This window comes from Streptomyces sp. NPDC057616 (assembly GCF_042800575.1).
In the GTDB taxonomy this organism is placed as follows: domain Bacteria; phylum Actinomycetota; class Actinomycetes; order Streptomycetales; family Streptomycetaceae; genus Streptomyces.
The window spans coordinates 1-24,636 of record NZ_JBHVGU010000033.1; the positions used below are offsets into that span (position 1 = coordinate 1).

Consider the following 24,636-nt stretch of genomic DNA (forward strand, 5'->3'; position numbering starts at 1 on the left):
GCAGCAGTGCGGGGTGCTCATGAATGCCACGTCATGAGTCTACGAGCATCGGCGAAGCCCCTCACGCCCCAACGGAGTTGGGAGACACGACCTAGACCCCGTAGACGTACGGCGTCGTCGTGCTCAGGGCCTCGAAGCCCAGGCGTTCCAGGATCGGGCGGCTCTGGTCGGAGGCGTCGACCTGGAGATAGCGATAGCCGAGGTCGAGGGCGGCGCGGGCGCGGTGGGCGACCAGTGCGCGGTAGATGCCGCGGCCGCGCCAGGGCTCGACGGTGCCGCCGCCCCAGAGGCCGGCGAAGCGGGTGCCGGGCACCAGCTCCATGCGGGCCGCGCTCACGGGCAGGTCACCGGCGAGGGCGACCGTGGTGAGGAGGGTGTCCGGCGCCTGGGGGAGCCGCGCGAGCAGCTGCTCGCGCAGCCGGGAGCTGTCGGTGCCGAACGCCTTCTCGTGCGCCTCCGCCACGAGGTCGACGCCCGCCGAGTCGGTGACCGGTGCGAAGCGGATGCCCTCGGGCGGCTCGGCGTCGAGGTCGAGGTCCGCGACCTCGGCGACCATGAGCGTCTCCTCGGGCTCGGACACGAAGCCGGCGGCTCGCAGCCGCTGCCCCAGATCCACCGGGCGGTCGTGCCCGTACAGCTTCCACTCGAACTCACGGCCGGAGCCGGCTGCGGAGAAGTATGCGATCTGCTCGGCTATCGCCGCGTCCGCGCCGGTCTCGTCCAGGCGGGACCAGACGACGCCGTTCCAGCCGTGCGCGGTGGACACCTGACGGACCACGTTCCCGCTCCGCTCGACGCGCGCGCCGGGGCCGTCGGGCTGCGCGCCTTCGCGCATGTCCCGGTCGAAGAGGGCGAGCACCGCGGCATGATCCATACCCTCACTCCAGCATCCGGCGGATGACCGAGGCAAAAGGTTTTACATCCCGGCGCGAGCGGCTCCGCCGAGCGCAGGCGCGGGACGCACGGCTCGGCGGTCACTGACGCGGGACGCCGCCGCACGCCACCACTGCCGGGCGCCCCTCCGCAGGACGCCGCTCCGTCCGACGCCCCACCACCAGGCGCACCACCGCCGGACGGGCCTCCACCGCACGCGCTCCTGCCCGGCGCGCTTCCAAGGGACGCGCTGCCACCGACCGCACCCATCCCAGTCGCGCCGTCACCGACCCCACCGATCCCAGGCGCGCCGTCACCACGCTCACCACCACGGCATACATCTACCGGCGGACACAACCGCGCTGGACGCGTGGGCTCCACACGCACCACCGTCGGGCGCATCTCCGCGGGACGCGCCTCCGCCCAGCGCGACACCACCGGGCCACACCACCACCGGACGCGCCGCCGGCAGACGCACAGCGTCACCGAGGCACCCACCATCGCGACAACAGAAGGTCCCGCCAGATGCCCCGGCAGGACCTTCCGTTCGGTTCGGTGCGCGGCGCGCGATGCGTGGTCAGCGCGTGGTGCGGCGCCTCGCGCCCCGGTGGAGGGCCACCCCGCCGAGGATCAGGGCGGCGCTCGCCGCGGCGGCGGGGAGCGTCCGGTCGCTGCCGGTGTGCGCGAGCGAGGCCTCGGCCTGTGGCGGAGCCGCGTGCTGGGCGGTCACCGGGCGCGGGTGCGCCCTGACCGGGGTGGTCGGCTCCGGCGTCGGCTCGGTGCAGTGGTGGCCCGAGGTGTTGCTGGAGCGGTTGCCCGTGGCCGCGTTGCCCACTCCGACCACGTTCGCGGTGTTCCCGCTGACGTTCACCGGGACATGCAGCGGCAGCTGGACGGTGTTGCCGGAGACCACGCCCGGCGAATCCTTTCCCCCGCCCTGGGCCGTACTGCCGCCCGCCGCGGAATCGTCCGCCGCGTGCTTGCCGCCCGTGCTGCTGTTGGTACAGCTGTTGCCCACGGCCGGGTTGAGGAGCCCCACCACGTTCACGGTGTTCCCGCACACGTTCACCGGGACGTGCACCGGCACCTGCACGGTGTTGCCGGAGATCACGCCGGGCGAGTCGGCGGCGGCACCGTCCGCGGACGCCCCGTCGGCCGCGAACGCGGAGCCCACCGGAACCGCCAGGGCCATCGCGCCGGAGGCGGCGGCGACGGCGATCACACCGTTTCGGGTAACCCTTCTCATTGGTTCCCTGCCTTCCAGACATGGTCGCGGGCACGTACCCCGCGCCGGAGAAGCGGGCAAGGCCCGCACGGGATAAAACGCGGGTGAACCATCCGGGTTATGGCTTATCGGTCTTTCACCCCATCGAGCGGCACGGTTATCGAACTAGCAGCAAAACTGCCGTACGTACACGGACGGGTGCGCAGGGTAAGGCACCGCGTGCACTCCCGCTGGCCCGGAGGCGGCCCCCGCGAGGCCCGCTTATCGTGATCGAGGGCGCTGCTCTCCCGGTCCCCGGCGGGCGTCCCTGGAGGCACTCATGCTGGCCAAGTTGTCCACGCGGCCCGCTGTCGTCCGGCGCTGCGCCGCCACCGGAGCCACGGCTCTGGCCCTGGTGGGCGCGGGCCTGCCCGCGGTGGCCTCGGACGGCACCGGCCCCGACCTGACGCGCTTCTACCGGCAGAAGGTCGCCTGGTCGACGTGCAAGGGCGAGGACATGCCCAAGGACCTTCAGTGCGGCAAGGTCACCGTCCCCCTCGACTACGGCCGGCCCTCCTCCGGCACGCTCGACCTGGCCCTGGCCCGCTACCGGTCGACGGGAGACAGGCGCGGCTCGGTGGTGCTGAACTTCGGCGGTCCCGGCGCACCGGGCGTCAGCGAACTCGCCGCCGGCGGCGACGACTTCATGGGCCTCACCAACAACTACGACGTGGTGTCCTTCGACCCGCGCGGCGTCGGCAGGTCCTCACCGGTCAGCTGCGGGGACGGCACGTCGGACGCGTCGTCCGCGACCGACGAGACCACGGCGACCACCGATCCTCGGGCCCTGCTCACTCAGTTGAAGGCGGCGGCCGACGCGTGCGCCAAGCACTCGGGGCCGGTGCTCCCCCATATCGGCACGGTGAACTCGGCCCGCGACATGGACGTGATCCGCGCGGCGCTGGGCGACAAGAAGCTCAACTACCTGGGCTTCTCCTACGGGACCCGGCTCGGCGCCGTCTACGCGGCCCAATTCCCCAAGAAGGTCGGCCGGTTCGTCCTCGACGGGGTGGACACGCTGACCGAGTCGATGGCCGAGCAGGGGGTCGCGGGCGCGCAGGGGCAGCAGACGGCGCTGGACGACTTCGTCGACTGGTGCACCGAGGACATAGCCTGCCCGTTCGGGCAGGACGCACGGGACGCCCGCGAGCAGGTCGTCCACCTCATCCACTCGCTCGACCGGGACCCGGTACCGACGGACTTCGGCCAGGGCTTCACCGGCCAGGATCTCGTCGGCGCCATCAGCCAGGCGCTCTACAGCAAGCAGTTGTGGCCCTCGCTGGAGCGGGCCATCGCCGAACTCGTCGAGGACGGCGACACCCGCGGGGTCATGGGCTTCGCGACCGGCGGTGCGGGCCTGCCCGTCCGGCACAGGAACGGCGGCCTCGTGGACGAGAACGACGTGCCGCTCGACAATCTTCCGGCGGCGCTGATGGCGATCAATTGCGCGGACGATCCCGATCGTCCCAGCGCCGACCGGATCGTCGGCGAACTCGGCAAGCTGCGCGCCGAGTACGAGCAGGCCTCACCGGTCTTCGGCCGCTACCGCCTCACCCAGCTCCTGATGTGCTACGGCCGTCCCAAGGGCACCGACTACATCCGCAAGGACGTACGGGACGTGCACACCCCGAAGATGCTGCTGGTCGGCACGCGCGGCGACCCGGCGACGCCGTACCGCTGGACCGTGGAGACCGCGCAGCGGCTCGGCTCGTCCGCCGTGGTGCTCGACAACAAGGGTGAGGGGCACACCGGTTACGCCTCCTCCAAGTGCGTGCACGGCAAGGTCGACACCTTCCTGCTCTACGGCACCCTGCCGCCGACCGGCAGTTCGTGCGGTCCGCAGGAGCAGGACCAGTGACAGCCCGCGGCGGCCGGGCGTCAGGGCGCCCCGGGGGGCGGTGACGGCGGGGCGTCTCACGGCTCCCAGTGGGCGAGTCGGTGCAGCGCCCCCGCCGTCCGTACGAACCCGTCGTCCCCGAGCAGCTCCCGCATCTGGGCGTTGAAGCGGTCCACCTCAGGCTGTGCGGCACGCAGGGCGGCGCCGCCCGCCTCGGTCAACTCCAGGACGACGGCCCGGTGTTCACGGGGATGTGCCTGCTTCAGCAGCAGGCCGGCCGTGGTGAGACGGCCGGCCAGGGCGGTCACGGCCGACTCCCGCAGACCGAGCGTGCGGGCCAGCTCCTGCTGGGTGATCCCGGGCCGGTCCCGCACGGCGAAGAGCGCGCCGAGCTGGGCGGTGGTCACCCCGGCGGCGGCCAGGCAGCGCCGGTCGACCGTGGTGCGCAGCCGGTGCGCCGCCCGCTGGAGCAGGAAGAAGAGACGCTGATCAGGCTCGGACATGGGCCGATGTTGACAGACGGCACCGGCGCGCGCCACCCTCACTTCACTGGTGAAGTGAACTGGCCGCCGAGGGGAACGTGAGCGGGACGATGGATCTGGAGCTGGCACGGAAAATCCTCGCGGAGCAGCCCTTCAGCAGGCTGCTGGGCGCCCGGGTGACGGCGTTCGGCGACGGCGAGGCCACCCTCGAGCTGGACATCCGCGAGGAGCTGCTCCAGCAGTACGGCTTCGTCCACGGTGGGGTGCTCTCGTACGCGGCCGACAACACGCTCACGCTGGCGGCGGGGACGGTCGTCGGGGCGGGCTTGATCACGTCCGGTTTCACCATCGACTACCTGCGCCCGGCAACGGGCGCGGTCCTGCGCGCGCACGGCCAGGTGGTGCGGGCGGGCCGCACCCGGGTCGTCACGCGCTGCGACGTGACCACCGTCGGCGCGGACGGTACGCAGACGCTGTGCGCCGTGGCGCAGGGCAACATCGCGGTGATCGAACCCGTGGGCGGGAAGGGTTAGTTCGGCAGGTGACGGCGGCCGCGCAGGTCAGGGCAGCCGCGTTGTTGCCGCTTGCCCACTGCCGGCGCGCGGAGGCGTGGACGTCGCCGCCGTCTCCACGGTCCACAGCCCGAAAGGGCCGAGGACCTTGCTCCCCGGATGATGCGCCGGAAGAAACAGCCACAGCCCGACCGAGGAGATGGCCATGGAGAGCACGGTGGCGCCGTCGCCGAGGGCGGAGACGATCGTGCCGATCGTCGACGTGATGAGGACCCAGTACGCCACATGACCGACGCACACACCGACCCAGTGGCCGAACCCAGGGCAGCGGCCGAGATATTCGCCGCACCCGCTTCGGCGCAGGCGTTCACCTGCGTCGTCCGACGTGCTGCGAGGTTCGGGGATCGCGGCGGCCGGCGGTGCGGTGAGCACCATCCGAAGTCGCGAGCGACGCCGGCAGCGAATTGCCCTTCTTGCCCGGAGCGCCCGCCCCTGATGCCCGAACGGCGAAACGGTCCTATCGTGCTGATATGGAGCACGACCTGAGTCCCGCAACCCTGTCCGAGCTCCGGCGCCCGCGCGCCTATCCGGCCGTGTCCGTGCTGACGCCGACACACCGCCGCGAGCCCGAGAACACCCAGGATCCGGTCCGGCTGCGCAATGTGGTGGCCGAGGCCAAGAAACAGCTGGAGGCCGATCCCGCCGTGAGCCGGGAGCGGCGTCTGGACGTCGTCCGCCAACTCGACCAGGCCCTGACGGAAGTGGACCTGGCGCACGCCGAGGACGGTCTGGTGATCTTCGCCGCCCCGGGTGAGCACCAGGTGTGGTCGCTGGCCCGCACCGTCCCGGAGCGTGTGGTCCTCTCCGACACCTTCCTCACCCGCAACCTCGTCTCCGCGCACGCCGCGGAACGGCCGTTCTGGGTGCTGTCCGTCTCCGCCGACCGGGTCACGCTGTGGAGCGGCGGGCCGGATCGCGTCACGGAGGACCACAGCGGCGGCTTCCCGCGCACCCGGCACCTCGAGAACTTCGACGCGGAGCGCAAGGAGCGGATCGGCAACGTGCCGAGCACCTTCCGCGACGAGGACACCCGCCACTTCCTGCGCGACGCCGACGCCGCGATGGGCCTGATCCTGCGCGAGGCGCCCCGGCCGCTCTACGTCACCGGTGAGCCGGCCGCCCTGTCGCTGCTGGACGAGATCGGCAGCATCACCAAGGAGGCGGTGCACGTGCCGCACGGCGGTCTCGCGCACGGCACGCCCGACGCCGTGTGGCAGGCGCTGCGCCCGATGCTCGCCGAGGAGGCCCGCCGCAGTACCGACGCCGTGGCCCGTGAGCTCGAGTCGGCCCGTGGCCACAAGGCGTTCGCGGCCGGTGTCGACGAGGTCTGGCAGAGCGCGCGGGAAGGCCGCGTACGGCTGCTGGCGGTCGAGGAGAACTACCGGCTGACGGTGCGCGACGCCCTCGGCGACCATCTGATGCCGGCCGCGAGCGGCGATCTCGACGCCCGCGAGGACATCGTGGACGAGATCGTCGAGCAGTGCCTGGAGACGGGCGCCGACGTCCGCTTCGTGCCGGACGGGACGCTCGGGGACGCCGCCGGCATCGCGGGCGTCCTGCGGTACTGACTCACACGTTGCCGAACAGCGCGCTCAGCCCCTCCTCGACGGACGCGCCGACATCCTCCTGCCCGGCCGGCACCACCGCGTACGTGCGCAGGAGGAACCGGCGCAGGGCAGGGGTGTCGAAGCGGAGCAGGGCCAGGCCGTAGGGCGAGTGGAGTTCCATCACCGTGCGCTCCGCGCCGCACGGCCACAGGTGGACGTCGCCGGCGCCCGCCGGGCCGCGCAGCCCCTCGTCCAGCAGGGTGCGGCCGAAGGTCCAGGTGACCTCCGTGCCGTCCAGGGAGACCTCGGGCGGGAAGTCGAGGTGCATGGCGAGCGGGTCCGTGGAGACGTAGCGCAGGGTGACGGGGACGGGAAACTCCTGCTCGTCGGCGGTGATCAGACGACCGCGGGCGGGCTGCTCGAGGGTGATGTCCATGATCAATCTCCACTGCGGTCGTCAGGTCGGCGGGTTTGCCGTGTTCTTGTACGAGCCCGCAGATGCCGTCTGCATTACATGGAAGCGCTTCCACGTTTGTGTGATCTGCATCACTTGACAGTCGCCGCCGGGCCGGTGCTGTGCAGGCGCGCCGCGGGTCGGCGGGACGCTGTAGAACAAGCGGTCGACGAACGCGCGAACGAGCCTGCGCCGAAGCCTCTCGACGGCCCGTCAAACCCCGTACAGGGCCTACGACTTGACCCCTGTCACGGGGTACGGCACGCGTACCGTCCGGCCGGTCCGGGAAGACGCTGGCATATGCCAGGTGCACCACCGTATCGGGTGTTGCCAAATCCCTTACAGCGCGTCGCGGGCTGTGCAAGAGTCGTAACCGGTCCCCAGATCCGTCCGTCCCGGTCGCACCCTCCCCGCCTCGGAGTGCTTCATGCCGTCCCACCTCTCCGCGGATCGCTCAGCCGCCCAGCCGCCAGGACGCGGCTCGGTCGACGCCCTGATATCGCAGGCGCGGCGGCTCAAGGGGGACGTGGACGCCGTACGGCGGGACGCGGGCAGCGACGTTTCGGACCCCCAGGAGCGCTGGCAGCGCGCGCTGTACGACCTGGCGCTGCACCAACTCACCGACCTGGACGCCCACTTGGGGCAGCTGCGGGACGGCCCCGGGCCGCTGCCGCCGGCCGAGCAGGCGAAGGTGACGCCACCGGTCACCCGCACCGGCTCCTTACTCAGCCGCGTCGGCAGCGCCGAGTGGAACCTGCTGACGGACGAGGCGAGTTGGTCCGCCGAGCTGTACCAGATCCTGGGCCGTGATCCCGCCGCTCCCCCGCTCAGCCTCGACGAACTGCCGTCCGTGGTGGTGGACGAGGATCGCGCGATGCTGACGGCGATGGTCACGGACTGCCTCGTCGACGCGCGCCACATCGACGGCGAGTTCCGCATCGTGCGCCCGGACGGCGAGGTGCGCGCCGTGCACATGATGGGCGAGCCCGTGCTCTACACCGACGGCAGCACCTCCTCGATGTGGGCCGTGCTGCGCGACGTCAGTGAACTGCGCCGCAGCCAGAAGGCGGTGAGCGAGACCCGTGACTCGCTCCAGCGCCACCAGCACCGCGCGCAGACCGAGCAGCGTCTCGCGGTCGAGCTGCAGGAGGCCGTGCTGCCGCCGTGGCGCGGCTTGCTGCGGCTCCCGCACCAGGGACCCGAGACACTCGATCTGGCGGCGCACTACCTGCCGTCCTCGACCAGCGCCCTGATCGGCGGCGACTGGTACGACGCACTCGAACTGCCCGACGGGCAGACCCTGTTGAGCGTCGGCGACCTGACCGGACACGGCGTCGCCGTAGCCTCGGGCATGGCGACCCTGCTGGGCGCGGTGCGGGGCATGGCGATGGCGGGCACGGAGCCCGGGCAGCTGATGTCCTGGCTGAACCAGCTGCTCGACGCCACCGTGCAGCCGGCCCTCGGCAGCGCCGTCTGCTGCCGCTACCACTCCGGAACGCGCACCCTGACCTGGGCGCAGGCCGGACACCCCGCCCCGCTGCTGTTCCGCAACGGGACGGGGCGCAGACTGCACACACCGGGCGGCGTCCTGCTCGGCGCCACCTCCGGCGCCTCGTACGAGCAGGCCGAGGAGACCCTCGAGCCGGGCGATCTGCTTCTGCTGCACACCGACGGGCTGGTGCCCGGGCACAACGTCGCACAGACCGTGAACCATCTCCTCGACCTGGCTCCCCGCTTCGGCAGGGTCAGGACCGCGCAGGAATGCGTACGGGCGGTCGTCAAGGAGTTCGGTGAGACCGAACGCGAGGACGACGCGTGCGTACTGGTCGCCAGGGTGGTGTGAACCGCCGCGGACGGCACGCCGGCCGGGCGGCGTGAATCGACGACTGCAGCCGCACGGGCCCCCTATGCCCGTGCGCTGTTGCCGCTCTTCGCCGCCGACCTGGGCAGCGCCAGCTTGATCTCCTCCCGCAGCTCGTGGATCTTCGGGTAGCTGGAGAACTCCGCGGTGAGCCGGTACATCTGGCGCAGCCGGTCCCACGTGCGGTGGGAGGAGTTGGTGCCCATCGACATCAGAGCCAGGCGCGCGTACCGGTCCGCCTGCTCGGGGTCGTCGGCGATGAAGCAGGCGGAGGCCATGGACAGGAAGTCGAAGATCTTCGACCGCTGCCGTCCGTCGACCCGCAGGGCCAGGGCCTTCTCCGCGTAGTGCTGGGCGTGCGCGGCCGCTCCCGGCTCGTGCTCGGCCAGCGTGCGGTAGGCCAGGGCCTGCATGCCGTACAGGTCCTCCTCCTTGAACATCTGCATCCAGCTCGGCGGCGGCACATCACCCTTGTCGGAGACGAAGAGGTCCTCCGCCCGGCCGAGGGTGCGGCGCATGGCCTGGCCCTTGCCCATCGAGGCCTGGGCCCAGGCCTCGATGGTGTAGAGCATCGCCCTGGTGCGCGGCAGCACCTCTTCGCCGGAGCCCGACTGGGCGAGCTTCATCAGGTCGAGTGCGTCGTCGGGCCGGCCGAGGTGCACCATCTGGCGAGCCGCTCTGGAGAGCGCCTCCCCGGCACGCGGCCGGTCGCCGCCCTCCCGGGCCGCGTGGGCGGCGATGACGAAGTACTTCTGGGCCGTGGGCTCAAGGCCGACGTCGTGCGACATCCAGCCCGCGAGGACGGCGAGGTTGGCCGCGACGCCCCACAGGCGCCGCTGGAGATGGTCGGGGTGACGGTAGGCGAGCATGCCGCCCACCTCGTTGAGCTGGCCCACGACCGCCTTGCGCTGGAGCCCGCCGCCGCGGGCCGCGTCCCAGGCACGGAACACCTCGACGGAGCGCTCCAGTTCCTCGATCTCCTGCGACCCGATGGGGGCGGCCTCGAAGCGGTCGAACCCAGCGGGGTCGGCGTGCAGGGGATTGTCGTAGTCGGGAGCGTCGGCGGAGAGGGTCGGATCGGTGTGCAGCCAGTCGTGCATGGCGCTGCTGAGTGCGGATCCTGCGGTGAGTGCGACACCCGCACCCACCAAGCCGCGTCGGTTGAGCATGAGGTCCATTCCCGTGAATTCGGTGAGGACCGCCGCGGTCCGCTCGGGCGCCCACGGCACACCGTCGGGATGTTCTGCGCTCCCGGCGTCCTGCCGTTTCCCCACACGCCCGTGCCGGACCAGACCGAGGTCCTCGATGGTCACGACACGGCCGAGACGCTCGGTGAACAGCGCCGCCAGCACCCTCGGCACCGGATCGCGCGGGATCTCTCCCGTGTCGATCCAACGCCGCACCCGAGAGGTGTCGGTCGACAGCTGGGGGTGGCCCATGGCCGCCGCCTGCCGGTTGACCAGCCTCGCGAGTTCACCCTTGGACCAGCCGGCCAGGCCGAACAGGTCCGCAAGGCGGGTGTTGGGTTGTCCGCTCACGTCAAGCCCCCAGGTTCTCGGCTGAGTTGACAGTAGCCCGGTGCAAGTTGCCGGGCGACTATTCGCCAGGGTTCGCCAGGGTCCGCCAGATGGTGTGCCACTGGTCCACGGGTGTCAGGTAGGAACGCGCCACCCCGACCCGGTTGCCGAGGGGCATTCCCCAGGGTGCACCCACGGGGCCGGGCCGGGTAGCGCACTGTCGTCGCAGGCACACGAAGGGATCTGTTTCGCCCATGTACGCAGCATCGTCCTCCGTGTCCGCACCGCCCCGGTCGCTGCGCCCCCGCCCGGCCGGCGGCGGCCCCTACCTCGACCCCGGAGCCCGTCCCGCGGCCCCCGCGCTCGGCGCCGGCCGGCCGCGGCGCGCGCCGGGGACCGGCACCCAACCGCTCAGCGGGAGACTCGACTTGTCCGGCCCTCAGGGCGCCCAGCTGCGCACGGCCATCGCGTCGGTGCACCGGATCTGCCCGGAGTTCGCCCCGGTCCAGGTGCTGCGCCGCAGTGGCCGGTCCGTGCTCCTGGTCGGTACGACGGGGCGCAGCACGGCCGTCGCCAAGTGTTTACTGGACCAATCCCCCGCGTGGGCCGAGCGGATCCGCCACGAAATAGCGGCGTACCGCTCGTTCGTCCGGCACCGCCCGCCCGTGCGCGTGCCGAGGCTGATCGCGGCGGACCCGGACAACTGCACGCTGGTCATCGAGCGCATGCCGGGACGGGTGGCGGCCCTGCAGCGGCACCCGTCCGAGGCCCCGCCCCGGGCGGACATCAGGGTGGCCCTCGGCGCGATCTGCCGGCTCAACGCCTGGCGGCCGCCGGCCGGCACCTTCGACGCCCCGCTCGACTACGCGGCCCGTATCTCCCGCTACCACGAACTGGGCCTGCTCACCGATCGCGACATGGGTGACCTGCAGAAGCTGGTGCACGGCATCGCGCACTCGGCGGGCCGCCAGGGCATGGGCCAGTTCTGCCACGGCGACGCCCTCCTGTCGAACATCCTGCTCTCACCGGCCGGTCCAGTGCTGGTGGACTGGGAGCACGCGGGCTGGTACCTGCCGGGCTACGACCTGGCCACTCTGTGGTCGGTGCTCGGGGACGCGCCGGTGGCCCGTCGCCAGATCAGCCAGATCGCCCAGTCGGCGGGCCCCGCCTCGCGCGACGCGTTCCTGGTGAACCTGATGCTGGTCCTCACGCGTGAGATCCGTACCTACGAGACCGCCGTACAGCGTTCGATGCACGACACGACCCCGGCGGCACCGGGCACGGCCCACCCGGGTGCTGCGCCGTCCGGCGAGGAACAGCGGCTGCTGCTCAGGCGGCTGCACGACGACTGCCAGCTGGCCCGCCGGGCCGTGCGCGCGGCGGTCGGCACTCGCTGACGGGGACGAAGGTCCGCGGTGCGCCCGGAGGGAGCGCGCCGCGGACCTTTCGTATGCGCCGACCTGCGCGGCCTCTTGCGGAAAGAACTTTCGCGAGGGGCCATTGGCGTATACCACTGACGCCCCGCAGGCCCACAAGTCTCCGCCGCGAAACTCCTCCATCCTCGTGTTGACATGGGAAATCTCCTGCCTCTGGGCATGATTGACGGATCGTCGGCCAGCCGGTACCACTGACCCACCGCCCGGCCCTGCACGCCCCGCCACGCTCGTTCGTCCCAGGAGGCTGCATTGCGAGGAACCGCCACCGACCCCACATCCGCATCCGGCCACAGACACGCCCGCAAGGCCGCCGGCGCCCTCGCGACGGCGGCTCTGCTGCTGCCGCTGCTCGGCGCCGCACCGTCCGATGCCCAGTCCTCCGCCGCGGACCGCCTCCAGTCGGCGTTCGCCTCGGCGTCCGCCAAGTACCACGTGCCGCAGAGCGTGCTGCTGGGCGTCTCGTATCTGCAGTCCCGCTGGGACACGCACGCGGGCGCGCCCAGCGTGAGCGGCGGCTACGGCCCGATGCATCTCACCGACGCCCGCACCGCGCTCGCCGCCACCTCGCACCACAACGAGGGCACGGAGGACGCCCGCGGCGACTCGGCCCGCGCCGCCCTGCACCCGGACACCAAGGTCCCCGCGAACTCCCAGCTCCCGGCCCGGCTCAAGACACTGCCGAAGGCGGCGGGCCTGACCGGGCTGAGCGAGGAGCAGCTGCGCACGGACCCGTCGGCGAACGTGGCGGGCGGCGCCGCCCTGCTGGCAGCCGCGCAGAAAGGTCTCGGCGAGGCGCTGAGCGCGAACCCGGCGGACTGGTACGGCGCGGTGGCCCGCTTCTCGGGCGCCGACGACACGGCCACGGCCGCGGCGTACGCCGACGACGTCTACGACGTGATCCGCACCGGCGAGGAGCGCGTCACGGACTCGGGCCAGCAGGTGGCCCTGGCCGCCCGGCCGGGGCTCTCCCCCGACACCGCCCAGCTGAAGGAGACCGGCCTGCGCACGGTCTCGGACGCGGGCACCGAGTGCCCGAAGTCGGTGTCCTGCGAGTGGATCCCGGCGCCGTACGCGGAGTTCGGGGACAACGACTACGGCAACCACGACCTGGGCGACCGTCCCGCGTCGCAGAGCATCAAGTACATCGTCATCCATGACACCGAGGGCACCTGGGACGGTGTGCTCAACCTGGTCCAGGACCCGACCTATGTGTCGTGGAACTACACCCTGCGCTCCACGGACGGGTTCATCGCCCAGCATGTGAAGGCCAAGGACGTGGCCTGGCACGCCGGCAACTGGTACGTCAACGCCAAGTCCATCGGCCTGGAGCACGAGGGCTTCCTCGTCTCGCCGGACGCCTGGTACACGGAGGCGATGTACCGCTCCTCGGCACGGCTGGTCAGGTACCTCGCCGCGAAGTACCGCATCCCGCTGGACCGGCAGCACATCCTCGGCCACGAGAACGTGCCGGGGCCGACGACCTCGACCATCCCCGGCATGCACACCGACCCCGGCCCGTACTGGGACTGGCGGCACTACTTCGACCTGCTGGGCCACCCCTTCAAGCGCACGGCCGGCCGGAACGGCGGGCTGGTGACGATCCTGCCCGACTACGCGTCCAACCAGCCCGTGTACACCGGCTGCGTCACCAAGGGCCAGCCCTGCGCGGCGCACGGCAGCAGCGAGGTGCGGCTGTACTCGGACCACGACGAGAGCTCGCCGCTGATCAAGGACGTCGGGCTGCACGGCACCGGCGCCTCGACGATCGACGTCAACGACGTGGCCTCGCGGGTCTCCACCGGCCAGCAGTACGCGGTCGCCGATCACTACCGTGACTGGACGGCGATCTGGTACCTCGGCCAGAAGGCGTGGTTCAAGAACCCGAAGAAGGACCGGACCGCGGTCGACGCGTCCGGCTTCGTGGTGACGCCCAAGGAGGGCGTGGACAGCGTCCCCGTGTACGGGCGCGCCTATCCGGAGGCGTCGGCCTACCCGGCCGGGGTGCCCGTGCAGTCGGTGTCCCCGCTGCCGTACACCCTGCCCAAGGGCCAGAAGTACGTGGTCGGTGACGTGGTGCCGGGTGAGTACTACTACGCGGTCACCTTCACCACCGACTCGCACAAGGTGGTGCGGGGCAAGGACCTCTACTACGAGATCCAGTACGGCCACCGTGTGGAGTGGGTGCGTGCGGCGGACGTGCAGCTGATGCGCTCGTAGCACCGGCGAGGTGCCGGTGCTCAGGGAATGAGGCCCGGCGCGGCGGCCCGGTGGATGTCCCCGGTCAGGGCAGCGAGCCGCCGCCCCGTGCCTCCCCAGCGCAGCGAGATGACCTCCGCGGCGATCGACACGGCCGTCTCCTCCGGGGTGCGGGCGCCCAGGTCCAGGCCGATCGGGGAGGCCAGCCGGGCCAGTTCGGCCTGCGTGGCGCCCGCGGCTCGCAGCCGGCCCGTCCGTTCCCGGTGGGTGCGGCGGCTGCCCAGCACGCCGATGTATCCGGCCCTGGTGCGTACGGCGGCGAGCAGCAGCGGCACGTCGAACTTCGGGTCGTGCGTCAGGACGCACACGACGGTCCGTTCGTCGATGTCCGTCTGCCGGGCGAGGTACTCGTGCGGCCAGGCACGCACCACCTCGTCGGCGTCCGGGAAGCGGTCGGGGGTGACGAAGGCGGGCCGGGCGTCGCACACCGTCACCCGGTAGCCGAGGAAGGTCCCCATCCTCGCGGTGGCCGCCGCGTAGTCGATGGCGCCGAAGACCAGCATGCGCGCGGGCGGCCGGAACGCCTGGACGAACAGCGTGACCTCGTCCCGGCGCCGCTGCCCTCGCGCCCCGATGTGCCGTACGGCCGTGGTGCCCTGGGCGAGCAGCCCGCGGGCCTCGTCCGCCGCCGCCCGGTCCAGCTCGGGGTCGCCCAGCGTGCCCCGCGTGCCGCCGGCGGTCGCGGTCAGCTGGGCGCCGAGGGCCGCGGCGCCGCCGACGACCGTGGCGAGGGCGACCGGCTCGCCGCGGTCCACGGCGTCCAGCATCCGGGCCAGTTCCTCGCCTCGCGAGTCGTAGGCCCTGATCAGCACCTGCAGCGAGCCACCGCAGGTCAGACCCACGGCGAACGCGTCGTCGTCCGAGATGCCGTACGTGTGCAGCTGAGCGCGGCCCGTCGCCAGCACCTCGGTGGCGGCCTCGTACACGGCCGACTCGACGCAGCCGCCGGAGACACTGCCGATCACCCGGCCCTCGGGCGTGACCGCCAGCACCGCACCGGGCTGCCGGGGGGGGTGGGCCCACACCCCCCCAACAGCTTCCCAGGGCAAAAAAGTTTTCTCTGCCTCCCATTTCGTTCGACTCCCTCGAGGCCTCCCCCCCCGACGACGGTCGCGAGGGCGAACGGCGTTCCGCTGGCCGCGAGTTCGGTCAGCTGCGGCAGGATCTCACGCACCGAGCGCCTCCGTCCGGGACCGGGCGGCGCCGAGCTCGCCGGTCCACCGGGTGTACAGGGTGTGCGGGACGCCGATCGCGTCGAGGGCCCTGCCCGCCACGAAGTCGACCAGTTGCTGGACGTCGCGGGCGCCCGCGTAGAAGGCGGGGGACGCGGGCAGCACCGTCGCTCCCTCGTCGGCGAGGTCGGCCATCTGCCGGAGCGTGACGCGGCGCAGCGGTGTCTCGCGCAGCACGAGGACCAGCGGCCGGCGTTCCTTGAGGGTGACGTCGGCGGCCCGCTGGATCAGGTCCTTGCTCAGGCCGGCGGCGATACCGGCGACGGAGGCCGTGGTCGCGGGCACGACCAGCATTCCTCTGGCCGGGTAGCTGCCGCTGGACGGTCCCGCGGCGAAGTCGTTCTCCTTCCACACCACCATGTCGCCCTCGTCGCGTCCGATGAACGCCTTGACGTCGCTGCGCCACTGCGCCTCGCGGAAGGTCAGCCCCGTCTCGTCGAGCAGCGTGAGCCGGGCCGCCCTGCTGACCACGAGGTCGACGGCCTCGCCCGCGTCGAGCAGGGCCCGGATGACGGCCGCCGCGTACGGTGTGCCGCTGGCACCGGTGATGCCGACGACCCACGGGGTCCTGGATGTGGTTGGCTGGTGATCCATGGGAGGGCCTTTCACGATGCAGCAGCGAGGTGGTGCGCCGAAGTGGCGGTGAACGGATCGGCCGCGTCGGCGGCACGCGCCCACGGGGAGCTGACGGCGGGCGAGCGGGAGATCCTCCGGGTGCTCGGCCGGACGCAGGACCTGGAGAGCGTCGGGGACGAGATCCTCGTCCAGGTCGGGGCGGCGATCATCGAGGGCCGGCTCAGGCCGGGTGACGACCTGAACTCTGTGGAGCTGGCACGCCGGTTCCACAGCAGCCGGACGCCGGTGCGCGAGGCCCTCGTCATCCTGGAGCGGGAGGGCCTCGTCGAGATCGTCGCCCGCAAGCGGCCGCGGGTGCGACGGCTGGGCATCGAGGAGGTCCGTGACATCTACGAGCTCCGCGGTGAGCTGTACGGCCTGGTGAGCCGGCGCATCGTGGAGCACTGCACGGACGAACAACTCGGTGAACTCGCCGCCGTGCAGACGCGGTTGGAGGACGCGGCGGCCGACGGTGACCTGGACCGGTACTTCTGGCACAACGTCGGGTTCCGCAACACCGAGGCCCGGCTCGCCGCGAACGAGATCGTGCGGGGCGTCCTTGACTCCGTCGGGATCAGGACCCTGCAGCTGCGGCATCTCAGCCTGTCGCTGCCGGGCCGGCTGGACACGTCGGTCGCCGACCACCGGCGGCTGATGCGGGCGTACACCGACCGGGAGGCCGAGCTGGCGGCGGCCCTCACCCGGTCCATCGTGCGCCGGGGGCTGCAGGCGGTGGAGCAGTCGGGGTGGACGGGATTCGCGGACTGAGGCCGCCGGTGGCGAGGAGGCGGGCCGCCCCGAGCACGGTCGCGCGCTCCTCGCCACCGGGCCTGGCCGCGTCGAGTGCCTCGACGGGCCGGTCCGTACGCATCGGGAACGGGTAGTCGCTGCCGAGCACGACGTGCCCGCCGGCGAAGTCCAGCAGGTGGCGCAGCGCGTCGTCGTCGTGCAGCACGGTGTCGTAGAAGAGCTGTCCGAGCAGGTCGCGCGGGCTGCGGCTGCCGCGGGCGCGGAACTGCGGCGGTGCCGCCGTGAAGCCTTGCTGCAGCCTGCCGATCTGGTAGGGGACGAAGCCGCCGCCGTGCACCAGCAACACCCTTAGCCCCGGCCTGCGTTCGAGTACGCCGCCGAGCAGCAGCGCGGCCGCCGCGAAGGTGGTCTCGGACGGGTTGCCGACCAGGATGTGCAGGAACAGACGGCGGCTGCGCTCGGGCACGTCGAGTTCGGCGGGGTGCACGATCACGGGGACGCCGAGTTCTTCGGCGGTGTCCCAGAAGGGGTCCAACGACAGGTCGTCCAGGCCGAGTTCGCCCACCCGGGCGCCGATCTGCACGGCCACATGGCCCAGTTCGGTGACCGCGCGCCGCAGTTCGGCCGCGGCGTACTGCCCGTGCTGCAGCGGTACTGCGGCGGCGGTCAGGAACCGGTTGTGGGTGGCGCGCAGTTCGGCCGCGGAGTCGTTCTGCACGCGGGCCAGCCAGAGGCCGTCGTCGGGGTCGAGCTCGTATCCCGCGAGGTCCATCCACGGGGCGACCAGCTGGAGGTCGACGCCCGCCGCGTCCATCCAGGCCAGCCGGGCCGGCACGTCGCTCAGTTGCGGCAGCAGGGGCAGTCCGCTGGGGCGGCCCGCGACCTCGACCCGGGTGACCGGCTTGCCGGCCGTCTCCCGGGTGACGAGGCGCACATGGTGGTCGGCGCCCTCGTCGCGGATCCGTTCGACGGCGTACGTGCCGACGTGGTGGGCGTGGGTGTCGACGACGACCGTTGCGCTCATGCGTGTTCTCCGACCGTGTCGTCGGCCGCCACCCGGTCGAGCAGCGTCGTGAGCGCCTCGACCACGACGCCGGGGTTCTCCAGTGGTGTCAGGTGCCGGGTGCCCGGCACCACGGTGGCCGGCCCGTCCCCGACGAGCCGGGCCAGGGTGCGGGCCATCTCGGGCGGGGTGGCCCGGTCGTCCTCGCCGACCAGGACGGCCGCCGGGTGCGGGACGGTGGGCGCGCTGTCGCGCAGGTCGGCCCGGCCCAGCATGGCGCAGGTGGCCTCGTAGCAGTCGAGGTCGTTCGCGGTGAACACCCGCGTCAGCCGGTCCATCAGCTCGGGCTCGGCCTTGCGGAAGTCGTCGCCGAACCAGCGGGTCAGCTGGAAGGGGATCAGCGACGCGAGGCCCTTCGTCTGGGCGGCGGCGGCACGGGCGGCCCAGTCCTCCGGCGCCGTGGGCCCGTACCAGGCGGTGGTGTCGACGAACAGCGCGCCGCGGGTGCGTTCGGGGTGCCGGGCCGCGAAGGCCTGGGCCACGCAGCCGCCCATGGAGCAGCCGGCGACGACAGCGTCCGCCCAGCCCAGGTGGTCCAGGAGGTCGGCGAGGTCGTCCGCGAACTGCTCGACGGTGTAGGGCCCGGTGGGGCGGCCCGAGCGGCCGTGGCCGCGGCAGTCGTAGGTCACCGTCTCTGCACGGCCCGCGAGGGCCGCCGTCACCCCGGACCACAGCGAGCGGTCGAGGGCCAGGCTGTGCACGAAGGCGATCCGCGGGGTGCCGTCCGGCCCCGGACGACGGGTGTACGACAGCGCGACACCGTCCCGTGCGCGGGTCTCCCCGTCGATCGCGGTGGCGGTCATCGGTCTCCTCCGGCAGAGGTCTCGGCGCGACGGATCGCGGTGGTCAGGGCACGCCGGGAGAACTCCGCGATCATGCGGGTCTTGTAGGCGGCGGAGCCCTTGACGTCGTCGTAGGGCGCGGTGGTGGCGGCCGCGCGGTCGGCGGCCCGCTCGACGAGGTGCCGGTCGGCGCGGGCGCCGGTCAGTCCGGCGAGGTCGACGGCGACGGGGCCGCCGGCCACCGACCCGACGGCGAGCGAGAGATCGCGTACGGTCCCGTCCTCGGCCAGGGTGACGACCGCGGCGACGTTGACGCAGGCGTACTCCCAGACGCCGCGCACGAGGAACTTCTCGTAGGCGGACCCGGTGCGTGGCTCGGGCAGTGGGAGACGTACGTGCTCGATCAGTTCGCCGGGGCGCAGCCGGGCCAGCTCCGTGATCGTGAGGGTCCTGCTGCCGGTGAGGCTGCGTACGACGACGGTCGCGCCGGCGGCGGTGAGTGCGACGGGCGGGTCGTGGCTGTCGTCGAGTGCGGCGAGGTTGCCGCCGAGGGTGACCATCCGGCGGATGCGGCCGGTGGCGACGGAGCCCGCCGCCTCGGTCACCACGGGCCAGGCCCGGGCGAGCCGTCGGTCGGCCGCACAGTCGTCGAGCCGGGTGCCGGCCCCGACGGTGAGGTGATCGGCGTACACGGTGATGTCGGTGAACCCGGGCAGGTCGGCCACCGCCACGAACGTGGTGGGCGCCGGGGCGCGCCGGGCCCGGCGGGCGAGCGTGTGACCGACGCCGCCGCCGAGGGCCGCCGTGTCGCCGGCGGCGAGCATCCGCAGCGCCTCGTCGGCCGTGCGGGGGGTCAGCAGGGTCGCGGGGGCCGTGAACGTGTCGGCGGGCACCGGCCCGGAGTCGAGGGTGGTCATCGTGCGTCGCCTTCCTCGTCGGCGGGAGTGTCGGACGGGCCGGGCACCACGGGTGCCGACTCGCCGTGCTGCATGCCCCAGAAGATCTTCTCGGCGGTGACGGGCAGTTCGTGGACGCGGACGCCGACCGCGTCGGCGACGGCGCTCGCGATGATCGAGGGCACCGGGTCCAGGGCGATCTCGCCGACGCCCTTGGCGCCGAAGGGTCCTGTCGGCTCGTAGGAGTCGGCGAACTCGACGTGCAGCTTGGGCATGACGTTCGCCGTCGGCAGCTTGTAGTCGGAGAAGTTGGCGTGCGTGGGGGCGCCGTCGCGCCAGTCGAACCGCTCGGTCAGGGCCATGCCGAGGCCCTGCGCGACCGCGCCCTCGACCTGGCCCTCGGCCAGCGGCGGGTTGAGGACGGTGCCGCAGTCGACGACCGCGGCGAGCTCCAGGACGGTGACCGCGCCGGTCGCCGGGTCGACCTCGACCTCGGCGGCCTCGGCGACGAAGTTGTAGGCGCCCGACTCGTTGCCGTATCGGCTCTGGTCGGGGAACTCCGAGGGATTGTCGAAGGAGCCGATGCCCACGATCGGCATGCCGTTCGGGCGGTACAGCTCGGCCCGCACGACCACCCCGACCGGGGCGCTCACCGGGCCCTCGCCGTCGGGGCCGGCCGGGCCGTGGACGATGCCGTCCTCGACCCACAGCTGTTCGGCGGGCCGCTCCAGGCGGCGCGCGGCGGCTTCGAGCAGCCCCTGGCAGGCCTGCTCGGCCGCCCGCTTGACGGCATTGCCCGCGACGTAGGTGACGCGGCTGGCCAGTGCGCCGAGAGCGTGGGTGGCCAGGTCGGTGTCCGGGCGGGTCACGGAGATGTCCGCGACCGGCAGGCCGAGTTCGGCGGCGGCGATCTGGGCGAGGGTGGTGCGGGCTCCGGTGCCGATCTCGCCCTCGCCGACGATGACGGTGGCGCGTCCGTCCTCCGTCAGCCGGACGATGGCGGAGCTGCCGTCGTAGTCGCCGAAGCTGCGGCGGCCGGAGACGTGCACGCTGACGCCCATCGCGAGGCCCCGGTTCGGCGTGCGGGCGGCACGCTTCGCCTCCCAGTCGATGGCCTTGGCGGCCTTGCTGATGCACTGCTTGAGTTCGCAGCTGGTGATCCTGTGGTTGTGCGGGGAGACGCTGCCGGACTCGACGGCGTTGAGCAGGAAGAGGTCCGGGACCTCGATGCCGAGCTTCCCGGCCGCCAGGTCCCAGGCCTGTCCGACGGCCCAGTCCGCCGAGGGGTTGCCGAAGCCGCGGAAGGCGCCGGTCGGTTCGAGGTTGGTGTACACGAGCCGTGAACGGGCGCGTACGGCACGGTAGTTGAACAGAGCGTCGTGCCGGACGGTCGCGGCTCCGAGCACGGCCTGGGCCTTGCCGGTGTAGGCGCCGTTGTCGGCGATCACCTGGATGTCCTTCGCGGTGACCAGTCCGTCCGCGGTGAAGCCGAGCCGGACGGTGTAGCGCATCGGGATGCGCGGGCGGCTGGCGAGGAACTCCTCCTCGCGGGTGTTGACCAGTTGCACCGGCCGCCCGGCCTTGCGGGCGAGGATCGCGCAGATGACGGACGTGTTGTCGTCGCCGGACTTGCCGCCGAAACCGCCGCCGATCTCGGTCTGGACGACCCGGACGGCGCGCAGCGGGAGGCCGAGCGCGGTGGCGTAGCGCTGGCGGGCGAGGAACGGTGTCTGGGTGTTGACCCACAGGCTCACCCGGTCCTGCGACCACTCGGCCGTGCAGCCGATGGTCTCGATGGAGCCGTGCCACTGGCGGGCGGTCTGCCAGGTGCCCTCCACGACGATGTCGCTGCGCCCGAACCAGTCCTCCACGCCGCCCCGGTCGAAGCCGAACTCGTGGGCGATGTTGCCGGGCGCGTCGTCGTGGACGAGGGGTGCGCCGTCGGCGAGGGCCTCGTCCAGACCGAGGACGGCCGGGAGGACCTCGTACTCGACCCGGATCAGTTCGGCCGCCCGGCGCGCGGTCTCGGGGTCGCGCGCGGCGACCGCGGCGACCTCGTCGCCGACGTAGCGGACCCGGTCGGCGGCGAGCGGGTACAGGTCGGGCCGGAAGGCGCCCCACTTGACGCCGGCGGTGTCCGCTCCGGTGATGACGGCGTGCACTCCGGGCAGCCGCTCGGCGCGCGAGGTGTCGACGGACACGATGCGGGCCGAGGCGTGCGGGGAGCGGACGACGGCGCCGTGCAGCATGCGCGGCAGCCAGTTGTCCCCGGCGAACACCGCGCGGCCGGTGACCTTCTCCACGGCGTCGATGCGTTCGACGGGGGTGCCGATGACGGCGGGGAGGATCTCCCGGCCGAGGTCGAGGGGCAGTTCGGCGGTGGACATCAGTGCACCTCCTCCGAGGCCGCGGCCTGGTGCAGGGCGACGGCCTCGCGCGCGGAGTCGAGGATCTTCACATAGCCGGTGCAGCGGCAGTAGTTGCCGTCGACGGTCTCCCTGAGGCGTTCCTCGCCCGGGTCGGGGTCCTCGTCGAGCAGGGCACGCAGGGCCATCACGTGCCCGGGTGTGCAGAAGCCGCACTGCAGGCCGGAGCACTTCACGAAGGCCTGCTGCACGGGGTCGAGTCCGTCGGCTCCGCCGAGGTCCTCGACGGTGCGCACGTCGCGGCCCTCGATCAGGCCGACCATCTGCAGGCAGGACGGCACGGCACGGCCGTCGACGATGACGGTGCAGGCCCCGCAGTACCCGATCGCGCAGCCGGACTTGGTGCCGGTCAGCCCCATTTCGAGCCGAAGGACGTCGAGCAGGGGCGTGGTCGGGTCCTGCACGTGGACCTCGACGTCCTCGTGGTTGAGCCGGAAGCGGACGGGTACGGCCATGTCGTTCTCTGCCTCGGATTCGCTCGCCGTGATGTCGGGTGGGTCGAACAGGTCGGTCATGGTTCTTCTCCGGTCCATCCCGAGCGCTCGATCGCCGTGTATCCGGCCCGCACCAGGGACTGGGTGAGGGCGGAGGCGAGTTCGGCGTCCCGGTCCTCGTACGCCTGGAGCAGGCGCGCGTGGTCGCGCACGGACGGTTCGAGCCGGCCGGGCTGGGACAGGCTGAGGTGGCGCAGCTGCAGGGCGCGCAGCCCCAGCGAGTCGAGCACGCGCCGCAGCGTGGCGTCGCGGGCGATGTCCGCCTCGGTGGTGCGGAACTGGACGTTGATCCAGAAGTAGCGGTCCACGTCGCCGTCGGCCGCGGCTGCCTCCAGCGCGCGCTGGTGGCCGCGCAGGGTCTCCAGGTCGGCCTCGGTCGCCGTCCGTACGACGGCGCGGCTGACCAGGGCGTACAGCTCGGCCCGCAGGTTGTACAGCTCCCTGACCTCGCTCAGCAGCAGCCGGGCGACGCGTGGCCTGCGCCGGGCGGTGATCTCGACGAAGCCCTCCCGCTCCAGCACCAGCAGCGCTTCGCGCACCGGGGTCCTGCTGCTGTTGAACGAGCGGGCCAGATCGACCGAGTTGAGGTCGTCGCCGGGCGAGAGACGTCCTTCGATGATCTCCGCGGCGACGGCCAGTGCGATCTCGTCGGCGATGCTGGGCACGGAGGTGCCGCGGCCCAGCGTCCGGACGAGTTCGAGCTGGCGGGCCGCCTCGCCGACGGGCCTGCGCCCGTTGCGGCCGGAGACCGTGGGGGGTGCCGCTTCCGCCGTCACCATGTGCCGCCCAGTACGTCGGGCCAGCGCCGGGTCACCCGGTCCAGCAGTTCCCGGCTCGCCTCGGCGACCTTCGGGAACTGCTCGAGCCGGGTCCAGGGCCGGCAGGCGTCGATGACGGCGCGGGTGTTGAAGGGCGGGGCTCCCTGTTCGCGCAGCGGGTCGACCCGGCTGCCCCAGGTGCGGCGCATCGTCTCGATGTCCTCGGCGGGGTCGGTGCGCGTGCACATCGCCCACATCACGTCGTTGAGGCTGCGCGGATCGACGTCGGCGTCGACGACGACCACGAACTTGTTCATGTAGGCGGCCGCCGGCAGCTGGGCCGCGAGATATCCGGCCTGGCGTGCGTGGCCCGCGTACTGCTGGTGGACGGCGACCGCCAGCAACTGCCGCCCGCCGCCGGCCTCGTGGGCCCACACCCCTTCGACGCCCGGCAGGCCGGCGCGCACCAGCGCGTCCTGGATCATCGCGGACTTCATCACGCTGCGCATGTAGGAGTAGTCGTGCGGGGGCTTGCCGGGAGGGGCGCCGAGCTGGATGGGGTCGTCGCGGTGGTAGACCCGCTCCACGTCGAGGGTGAGCACCTCTTCGGTGCCTCCGCTGTAGTAGCCGGTCCACTCGCCGAAGGGGCCCTCGGGTTCGCGCCGCCCGGGGCGCAGCCAGCCCTCGACGGCGAGCTCGGCGGTGGCCGGGATCGGCAGTCCGGTGACCTCGCCGCGGATCACGTCGACGGGGCGGCCGAGGACCGCGCCCGCGTACTCCAACTCGGAGGTTCCGGTGGGCACTTCGGTGCCGGCGACGACCAGGAGCAGTGGGTCGTGCCCGAGGGAGGCGGTGACCGGGGCGCGGCCCTCACGGGCGAACCAGGCCCGGACGTGTGCGGCGCCGTGCTTGCCGGCCTCGATGTTGATGCTGGCCGCGCGGCCGTCGTTCTGCACCTGCATCCGGTAGGCGCCCGCGTTGAGGGCGCCGGTCTCGGGGTCGGTGGTGAAGACGGCGCAGCCGGTGCCGATGTAGCGGCCGCCGTCCCCCTCGTGCCACTTGGGTACGGGGAAGTCCAGGAGGTTGATCTCCCCGTCGCGCAGGACGTTCTCGCGGACCGGTCCGGTGGGCACCTCGCGTACGGGGTAGCGGGAGGCGTTCGCCGCCCACTCCCCCGGCTTGGTGCGCAGCGCCTCGACCAGCACGCGGTCGTCCAGGTCGGTGCCGAGCCTGAGGGTCATGCCCAGGCGGCGCGCGTTGCCCATGGAGGCGGTGAGGACGCGCTGGCCCGGACGGTGACCGACGATGTCGTCGAAGAGCAGCGCGGGCGGCGAGGGCCGTTTGTAGTTGACCTCGGAGGCGGCGCCGATCTCCAGGTCCCAGTGGGCGCCCGCGATCGTTCTCACCTCACCGAGCTTGTCGGCGAGTTCCAGCCAGTCTCGCAGGTCGTGGATGTCATCGAGTGACGTCACGTCCCTCGCCTCCCTGTCGTTTCTCGGGGCGCCGGCCCGCCGGGCGGGC

General features: G+C 72.4%; 22 protein-coding genes. 7 read left to right on the top strand and 15 right to left on the bottom strand.

The genetic code is table 11. From position 1 onward, the window contains the following. Positions 1 to 91: 91 nt before the first annotated feature. Both ACFU97_RS33465 and ACFU97_RS33470 read right to left on the bottom strand, forming a co-directional pair. The gene (locus tag ACFU97_RS33465) at positions 92 to 874 is read right to left on the bottom strand and encodes a GNAT family N-acetyltransferase (protein ID WP_384264215.1); all 783 of its coding nucleotides are present in this window, start codon (positions 872 to 874) and stop codon (positions 92 to 94) included. Positions 875 to 1,450: 576 nt separating this feature from the next. Beyond that, entirely contained in the window at positions 1,451 to 2,119 is a 669-nt protein-coding gene (locus tag ACFU97_RS33470) for a chaplin (protein WP_384264216.1), read from the bottom strand. Positions 2,120 to 2,417: 298 nt separating this feature from the next. Here ACFU97_RS33470 and ACFU97_RS33475 point away from each other — a divergent pair, with 298 nt between their 5' ends. Continuing rightward, the gene (locus ACFU97_RS33475; protein ID WP_384264217.1) at positions 2,418 to 3,995 is read left to right on the top strand and encodes an alpha/beta hydrolase; all 1,578 of its coding nucleotides are present in this window, start codon (positions 2,418 to 2,420) and stop codon (positions 3,993 to 3,995) included. Positions 3,996 to 4,051: 56 nt separating this feature from the next. On the opposite strand, the gene ACFU97_RS33480 is transcribed toward ACFU97_RS33475, so the two are convergent. Next, on the bottom strand, positions 4,052 to 4,477 hold the full coding sequence (locus ACFU97_RS33480; protein WP_384264218.1) for a MarR family winged helix-turn-helix transcriptional regulator: 426 nt from the start codon (positions 4,475 to 4,477) through the stop codon (positions 4,052 to 4,054). 89 nt (positions 4,478 to 4,566) lie between these two features. Between ACFU97_RS33480 and ACFU97_RS33485 the strand changes: the two genes are divergently transcribed. Then, positions 4,567 to 4,989 (top strand): PaaI family thioesterase, encoded by a 423-nt coding sequence (locus tag ACFU97_RS33485; RefSeq protein ID WP_384264357.1) that lies wholly within the window; start codon positions 4,567 to 4,569, stop codon positions 4,987 to 4,989. A gap of 27 nt (positions 4,990 to 5,016) precedes the next feature. Here the strand turns inward: ACFU97_RS33485 and ACFU97_RS33490 are convergent, their stop codons facing one another. Then, complete coding sequence (locus tag ACFU97_RS33490; protein ID WP_384264219.1) at positions 5,017 to 5,403, bottom strand: hypothetical protein; 387 nt, start codon at positions 5,401 to 5,403, stop codon at positions 5,017 to 5,019. 95 nt (positions 5,404 to 5,498) lie between these two features. Here ACFU97_RS33490 and ACFU97_RS33495 point away from each other — a divergent pair, with 95 nt between their 5' ends. Then, entirely contained in the window at positions 5,499 to 6,596 is a 1,098-nt protein-coding gene (locus tag ACFU97_RS33495; RefSeq protein WP_384264220.1) for a chemotaxis protein, read from the top strand. 1 nt (position 6,597) lies between these two features. Here ACFU97_RS33495 and ACFU97_RS33500 read toward each other — a convergent pair whose 3' ends face one another. Continuing rightward, on the bottom strand, positions 6,598 to 7,011 hold the full coding sequence (locus ACFU97_RS33500; RefSeq protein ID WP_384264221.1) for an SsgA family sporulation/cell division regulator: 414 nt from the start codon (positions 7,009 to 7,011) through the stop codon (positions 6,598 to 6,600). A gap of 445 nt (positions 7,012 to 7,456) precedes the next feature. Between ACFU97_RS33500 and ACFU97_RS33505 the strand changes: the two genes are divergently transcribed. Beyond that, entirely contained in the window at positions 7,457 to 8,872 is a 1,416-nt protein-coding gene (locus ACFU97_RS33505) for a PP2C family protein-serine/threonine phosphatase (RefSeq protein WP_384264222.1), read from the top strand. A gap of 62 nt (positions 8,873 to 8,934) precedes the next feature. On the opposite strand, the gene ACFU97_RS33510 is transcribed toward ACFU97_RS33505, so the two are convergent. After that, positions 8,935 to 10,428, bottom strand: a complete 1,494-nt coding sequence (locus tag ACFU97_RS33510; protein ID WP_384264224.1) for a hypothetical protein — start codon at positions 10,426 to 10,428, stop codon at positions 8,935 to 8,937. 233 nt (positions 10,429 to 10,661) lie between these two features. Here ACFU97_RS33510 and ACFU97_RS33515 point away from each other — a divergent pair, with 233 nt between their 5' ends. Together ACFU97_RS33515 and ACFU97_RS33520 are read left to right on the top strand one after the other, a co-directional pair. Beyond that, the gene (locus ACFU97_RS33515; protein ID WP_384264226.1) at positions 10,662 to 11,804 is read left to right on the top strand and encodes an aminoglycoside phosphotransferase family protein; all 1,143 of its coding nucleotides are present in this window, start codon (positions 10,662 to 10,664) and stop codon (positions 11,802 to 11,804) included. A gap of 288 nt (positions 11,805 to 12,092) precedes the next feature. Further along, positions 12,093 to 14,060 carry an N-acetylmuramoyl-L-alanine amidase gene (locus ACFU97_RS33520; RefSeq protein ID WP_384264228.1) on the top strand — a complete coding sequence of 656 codons (1,968 nt, stop codon included), beginning with the start codon at positions 12,093 to 12,095 and terminating at the stop codon, positions 14,058 to 14,060. A 20-nt stretch (positions 14,061 to 14,080) separates the two neighbouring features. Here the strand turns inward: ACFU97_RS33520 and ACFU97_RS33525 are convergent, their stop codons facing one another. Together ACFU97_RS33525 and ACFU97_RS33530 are read right to left on the bottom strand one after the other, a co-directional pair. Further along, complete coding sequence (locus ACFU97_RS33525) at positions 14,081 to 15,091, bottom strand: XdhC family protein (RefSeq protein WP_384264229.1); 1,011 nt, start codon at positions 15,089 to 15,091, stop codon at positions 14,081 to 14,083. A gap of 174 nt (positions 15,092 to 15,265) precedes the next feature. Then, complete coding sequence (locus ACFU97_RS33530) at positions 15,266 to 15,925, bottom strand: UbiX family flavin prenyltransferase (RefSeq protein WP_384264231.1); 660 nt, start codon at positions 15,923 to 15,925, stop codon at positions 15,266 to 15,268. Positions 15,926 to 15,967: 42 nt separating this feature from the next. Here ACFU97_RS33530 and ACFU97_RS33535 point away from each other — a divergent pair, with 42 nt between their 5' ends. Further along, positions 15,968 to 16,714 (top strand): GntR family transcriptional regulator, encoded by a 747-nt coding sequence (locus tag ACFU97_RS33535; protein ID WP_384264232.1) that lies wholly within the window; start codon positions 15,968 to 15,970, stop codon positions 16,712 to 16,714. Here the strand turns inward: ACFU97_RS33535 and ACFU97_RS33540 are convergent. The 7 genes from ACFU97_RS33540 to ACFU97_RS33570 are packed head-to-tail and all read right to left on the bottom strand — an operon-like array spanning position 16,644 to position 24,587. Next, the gene (locus ACFU97_RS33540; RefSeq protein WP_384264234.1) at positions 16,644 to 17,720 is read right to left on the bottom strand and encodes an amidohydrolase family protein; all 1,077 of its coding nucleotides are present in this window, start codon (positions 17,718 to 17,720) and stop codon (positions 16,644 to 16,646) included. The two genes, ACFU97_RS33535 and ACFU97_RS33540, sit on opposite strands and share 71 nt — an antisense overlap. Further along, positions 17,717 to 18,562: an alpha/beta fold hydrolase gene (locus tag ACFU97_RS33545; protein WP_384264236.1), complete on the bottom strand. Its 846-nt coding sequence runs from the start codon at positions 18,560 to 18,562 to the stop codon at positions 17,717 to 17,719. Before ACFU97_RS33545 ends, ACFU97_RS33540 begins: the two co-directional genes overlap by 4 nt. Next, positions 18,559 to 19,458 carry an FAD binding domain-containing protein gene (locus ACFU97_RS33550; protein ID WP_384264238.1) on the bottom strand — a complete coding sequence of 300 codons (900 nt, stop codon included), beginning with the start codon at positions 19,456 to 19,458 and terminating at the stop codon, positions 18,559 to 18,561. Before ACFU97_RS33550 ends, ACFU97_RS33545 begins: the two co-directional genes overlap by 4 nt. After that, positions 19,455 to 21,824, bottom strand: coding sequence for a xanthine dehydrogenase family protein molybdopterin-binding subunit (locus ACFU97_RS33555; RefSeq protein ID WP_384264239.1), 2,370 nt, complete (start codon positions 21,822 to 21,824; stop codon positions 19,455 to 19,457). Before ACFU97_RS33555 ends, ACFU97_RS33550 begins: the two co-directional genes overlap by 4 nt. Next, positions 21,824 to 22,378 (bottom strand): (2Fe-2S)-binding protein, encoded by a 555-nt coding sequence (locus tag ACFU97_RS33560; RefSeq protein WP_384264241.1) that lies wholly within the window; start codon positions 22,376 to 22,378, stop codon positions 21,824 to 21,826. Before ACFU97_RS33560 ends, ACFU97_RS33555 begins: the two co-directional genes overlap by 1 nt. Beyond that, positions 22,375 to 23,136 carry a GntR family transcriptional regulator gene (locus ACFU97_RS33565; RefSeq protein WP_384264243.1) on the bottom strand — a complete coding sequence of 254 codons (762 nt, stop codon included), beginning with the start codon at positions 23,134 to 23,136 and terminating at the stop codon, positions 22,375 to 22,377. The genes ACFU97_RS33560 and ACFU97_RS33565 overlap by 4 nt, the downstream gene beginning before the upstream one ends. Beyond that, positions 23,130 to 24,587: a UbiD family decarboxylase gene (locus ACFU97_RS33570; RefSeq protein WP_384264244.1), complete on the bottom strand. Its 1,458-nt coding sequence runs from the start codon at positions 24,585 to 24,587 to the stop codon at positions 23,130 to 23,132. The genes ACFU97_RS33565 and ACFU97_RS33570 overlap by 7 nt, the downstream gene beginning before the upstream one ends. Positions 24,588 to 24,636: the final 49 nt, after the last annotated feature.

Bases quoted from the DNA above. Each gene is read 5' to 3' on its own strand.
- ACFU97_RS33475 (WP_384264217.1), top strand. From the start codon at position 2,418: ATGCTGGCCAAGTTGTCCACGCGGCCCGCTGTCGTCCGGCGCTGCGCC.
- ACFU97_RS33505 (WP_384264222.1), top strand. From the start codon at position 7,457: ATGCCGTCCCACCTCTCCGCGGATCGCTCAGCCGCCCAGCCGCCAGGA.
- ACFU97_RS33480 (WP_384264218.1), bottom strand. From the start codon at position 4,477: ATGTCCGAGCCTGATCAGCGTCTCTTCTTCCTGCTCCAGCGGGCGGCG.
- ACFU97_RS33540 (WP_384264234.1), bottom strand. From the start codon at position 17,720: ATGAGCGCAACGGTCGTCGTCGACACCCACGCCCACCACGTCGGCACG.
- ACFU97_RS33490 (WP_384264219.1), bottom strand. From the start codon at position 5,403: ATGGTGCTCACCGCACCGCCGGCCGCCGCGATCCCCGAACCTCGCAGC.
- ACFU97_RS33500 (WP_384264221.1), bottom strand. From the start codon at position 7,011: ATGGACATCACCCTCGAGCAGCCCGCCCGCGGTCGTCTGATCACCGCC.
- ACFU97_RS33530 (WP_384264231.1), bottom strand. From the start codon at position 15,925: ATGGATCACCAGCCAACCACATCCAGGACCCCGTGGGTCGTCGGCATC.
- ACFU97_RS33485 (WP_384264357.1), top strand. From the start codon at position 4,567: ATGGATCTGGAGCTGGCACGGAAAATCCTCGCGGAGCAGCCCTTCAGC.
- ACFU97_RS33465 (WP_384264215.1), bottom strand. From the start codon at position 874: ATGGATCATGCCGCGGTGCTCGCCCTCTTCGACCGGGACATGCGCGAA.
- ACFU97_RS33550 (WP_384264238.1), bottom strand. From the start codon at position 19,458: ATGACCACCCTCGACTCCGGGCCGGTGCCCGCCGACACGTTCACGGCC.
- ACFU97_RS33560 (WP_384264241.1), bottom strand. From the start codon at position 22,378: ATGACCGACCTGTTCGACCCACCCGACATCACGGCGAGCGAATCCGAG.
- ACFU97_RS33470 (WP_384264216.1), bottom strand. From the start codon at position 2,119: ATGAGAAGGGTTACCCGAAACGGTGTGATCGCCGTCGCCGCCGCCTCC.
- ACFU97_RS33555 (WP_384264239.1), bottom strand. From the start codon at position 21,824: ATGTCCACCGCCGAACTGCCCCTCGACCTCGGCCGGGAGATCCTCCCC.
- ACFU97_RS33495 (WP_384264220.1), top strand. From the start codon at position 5,499: ATGGAGCACGACCTGAGTCCCGCAACCCTGTCCGAGCTCCGGCGCCCG.
- ACFU97_RS33515 (WP_384264226.1), top strand. From the start codon at position 10,662: ATGTACGCAGCATCGTCCTCCGTGTCCGCACCGCCCCGGTCGCTGCGC.
- ACFU97_RS33545 (WP_384264236.1), bottom strand. From the start codon at position 18,562: ATGACCGCCACCGCGATCGACGGGGAGACCCGCGCACGGGACGGTGTC.
- ACFU97_RS33565 (WP_384264243.1), bottom strand. From the start codon at position 23,136: ATGGTGACGGCGGAAGCGGCACCCCCCACGGTCTCCGGCCGCAACGGG.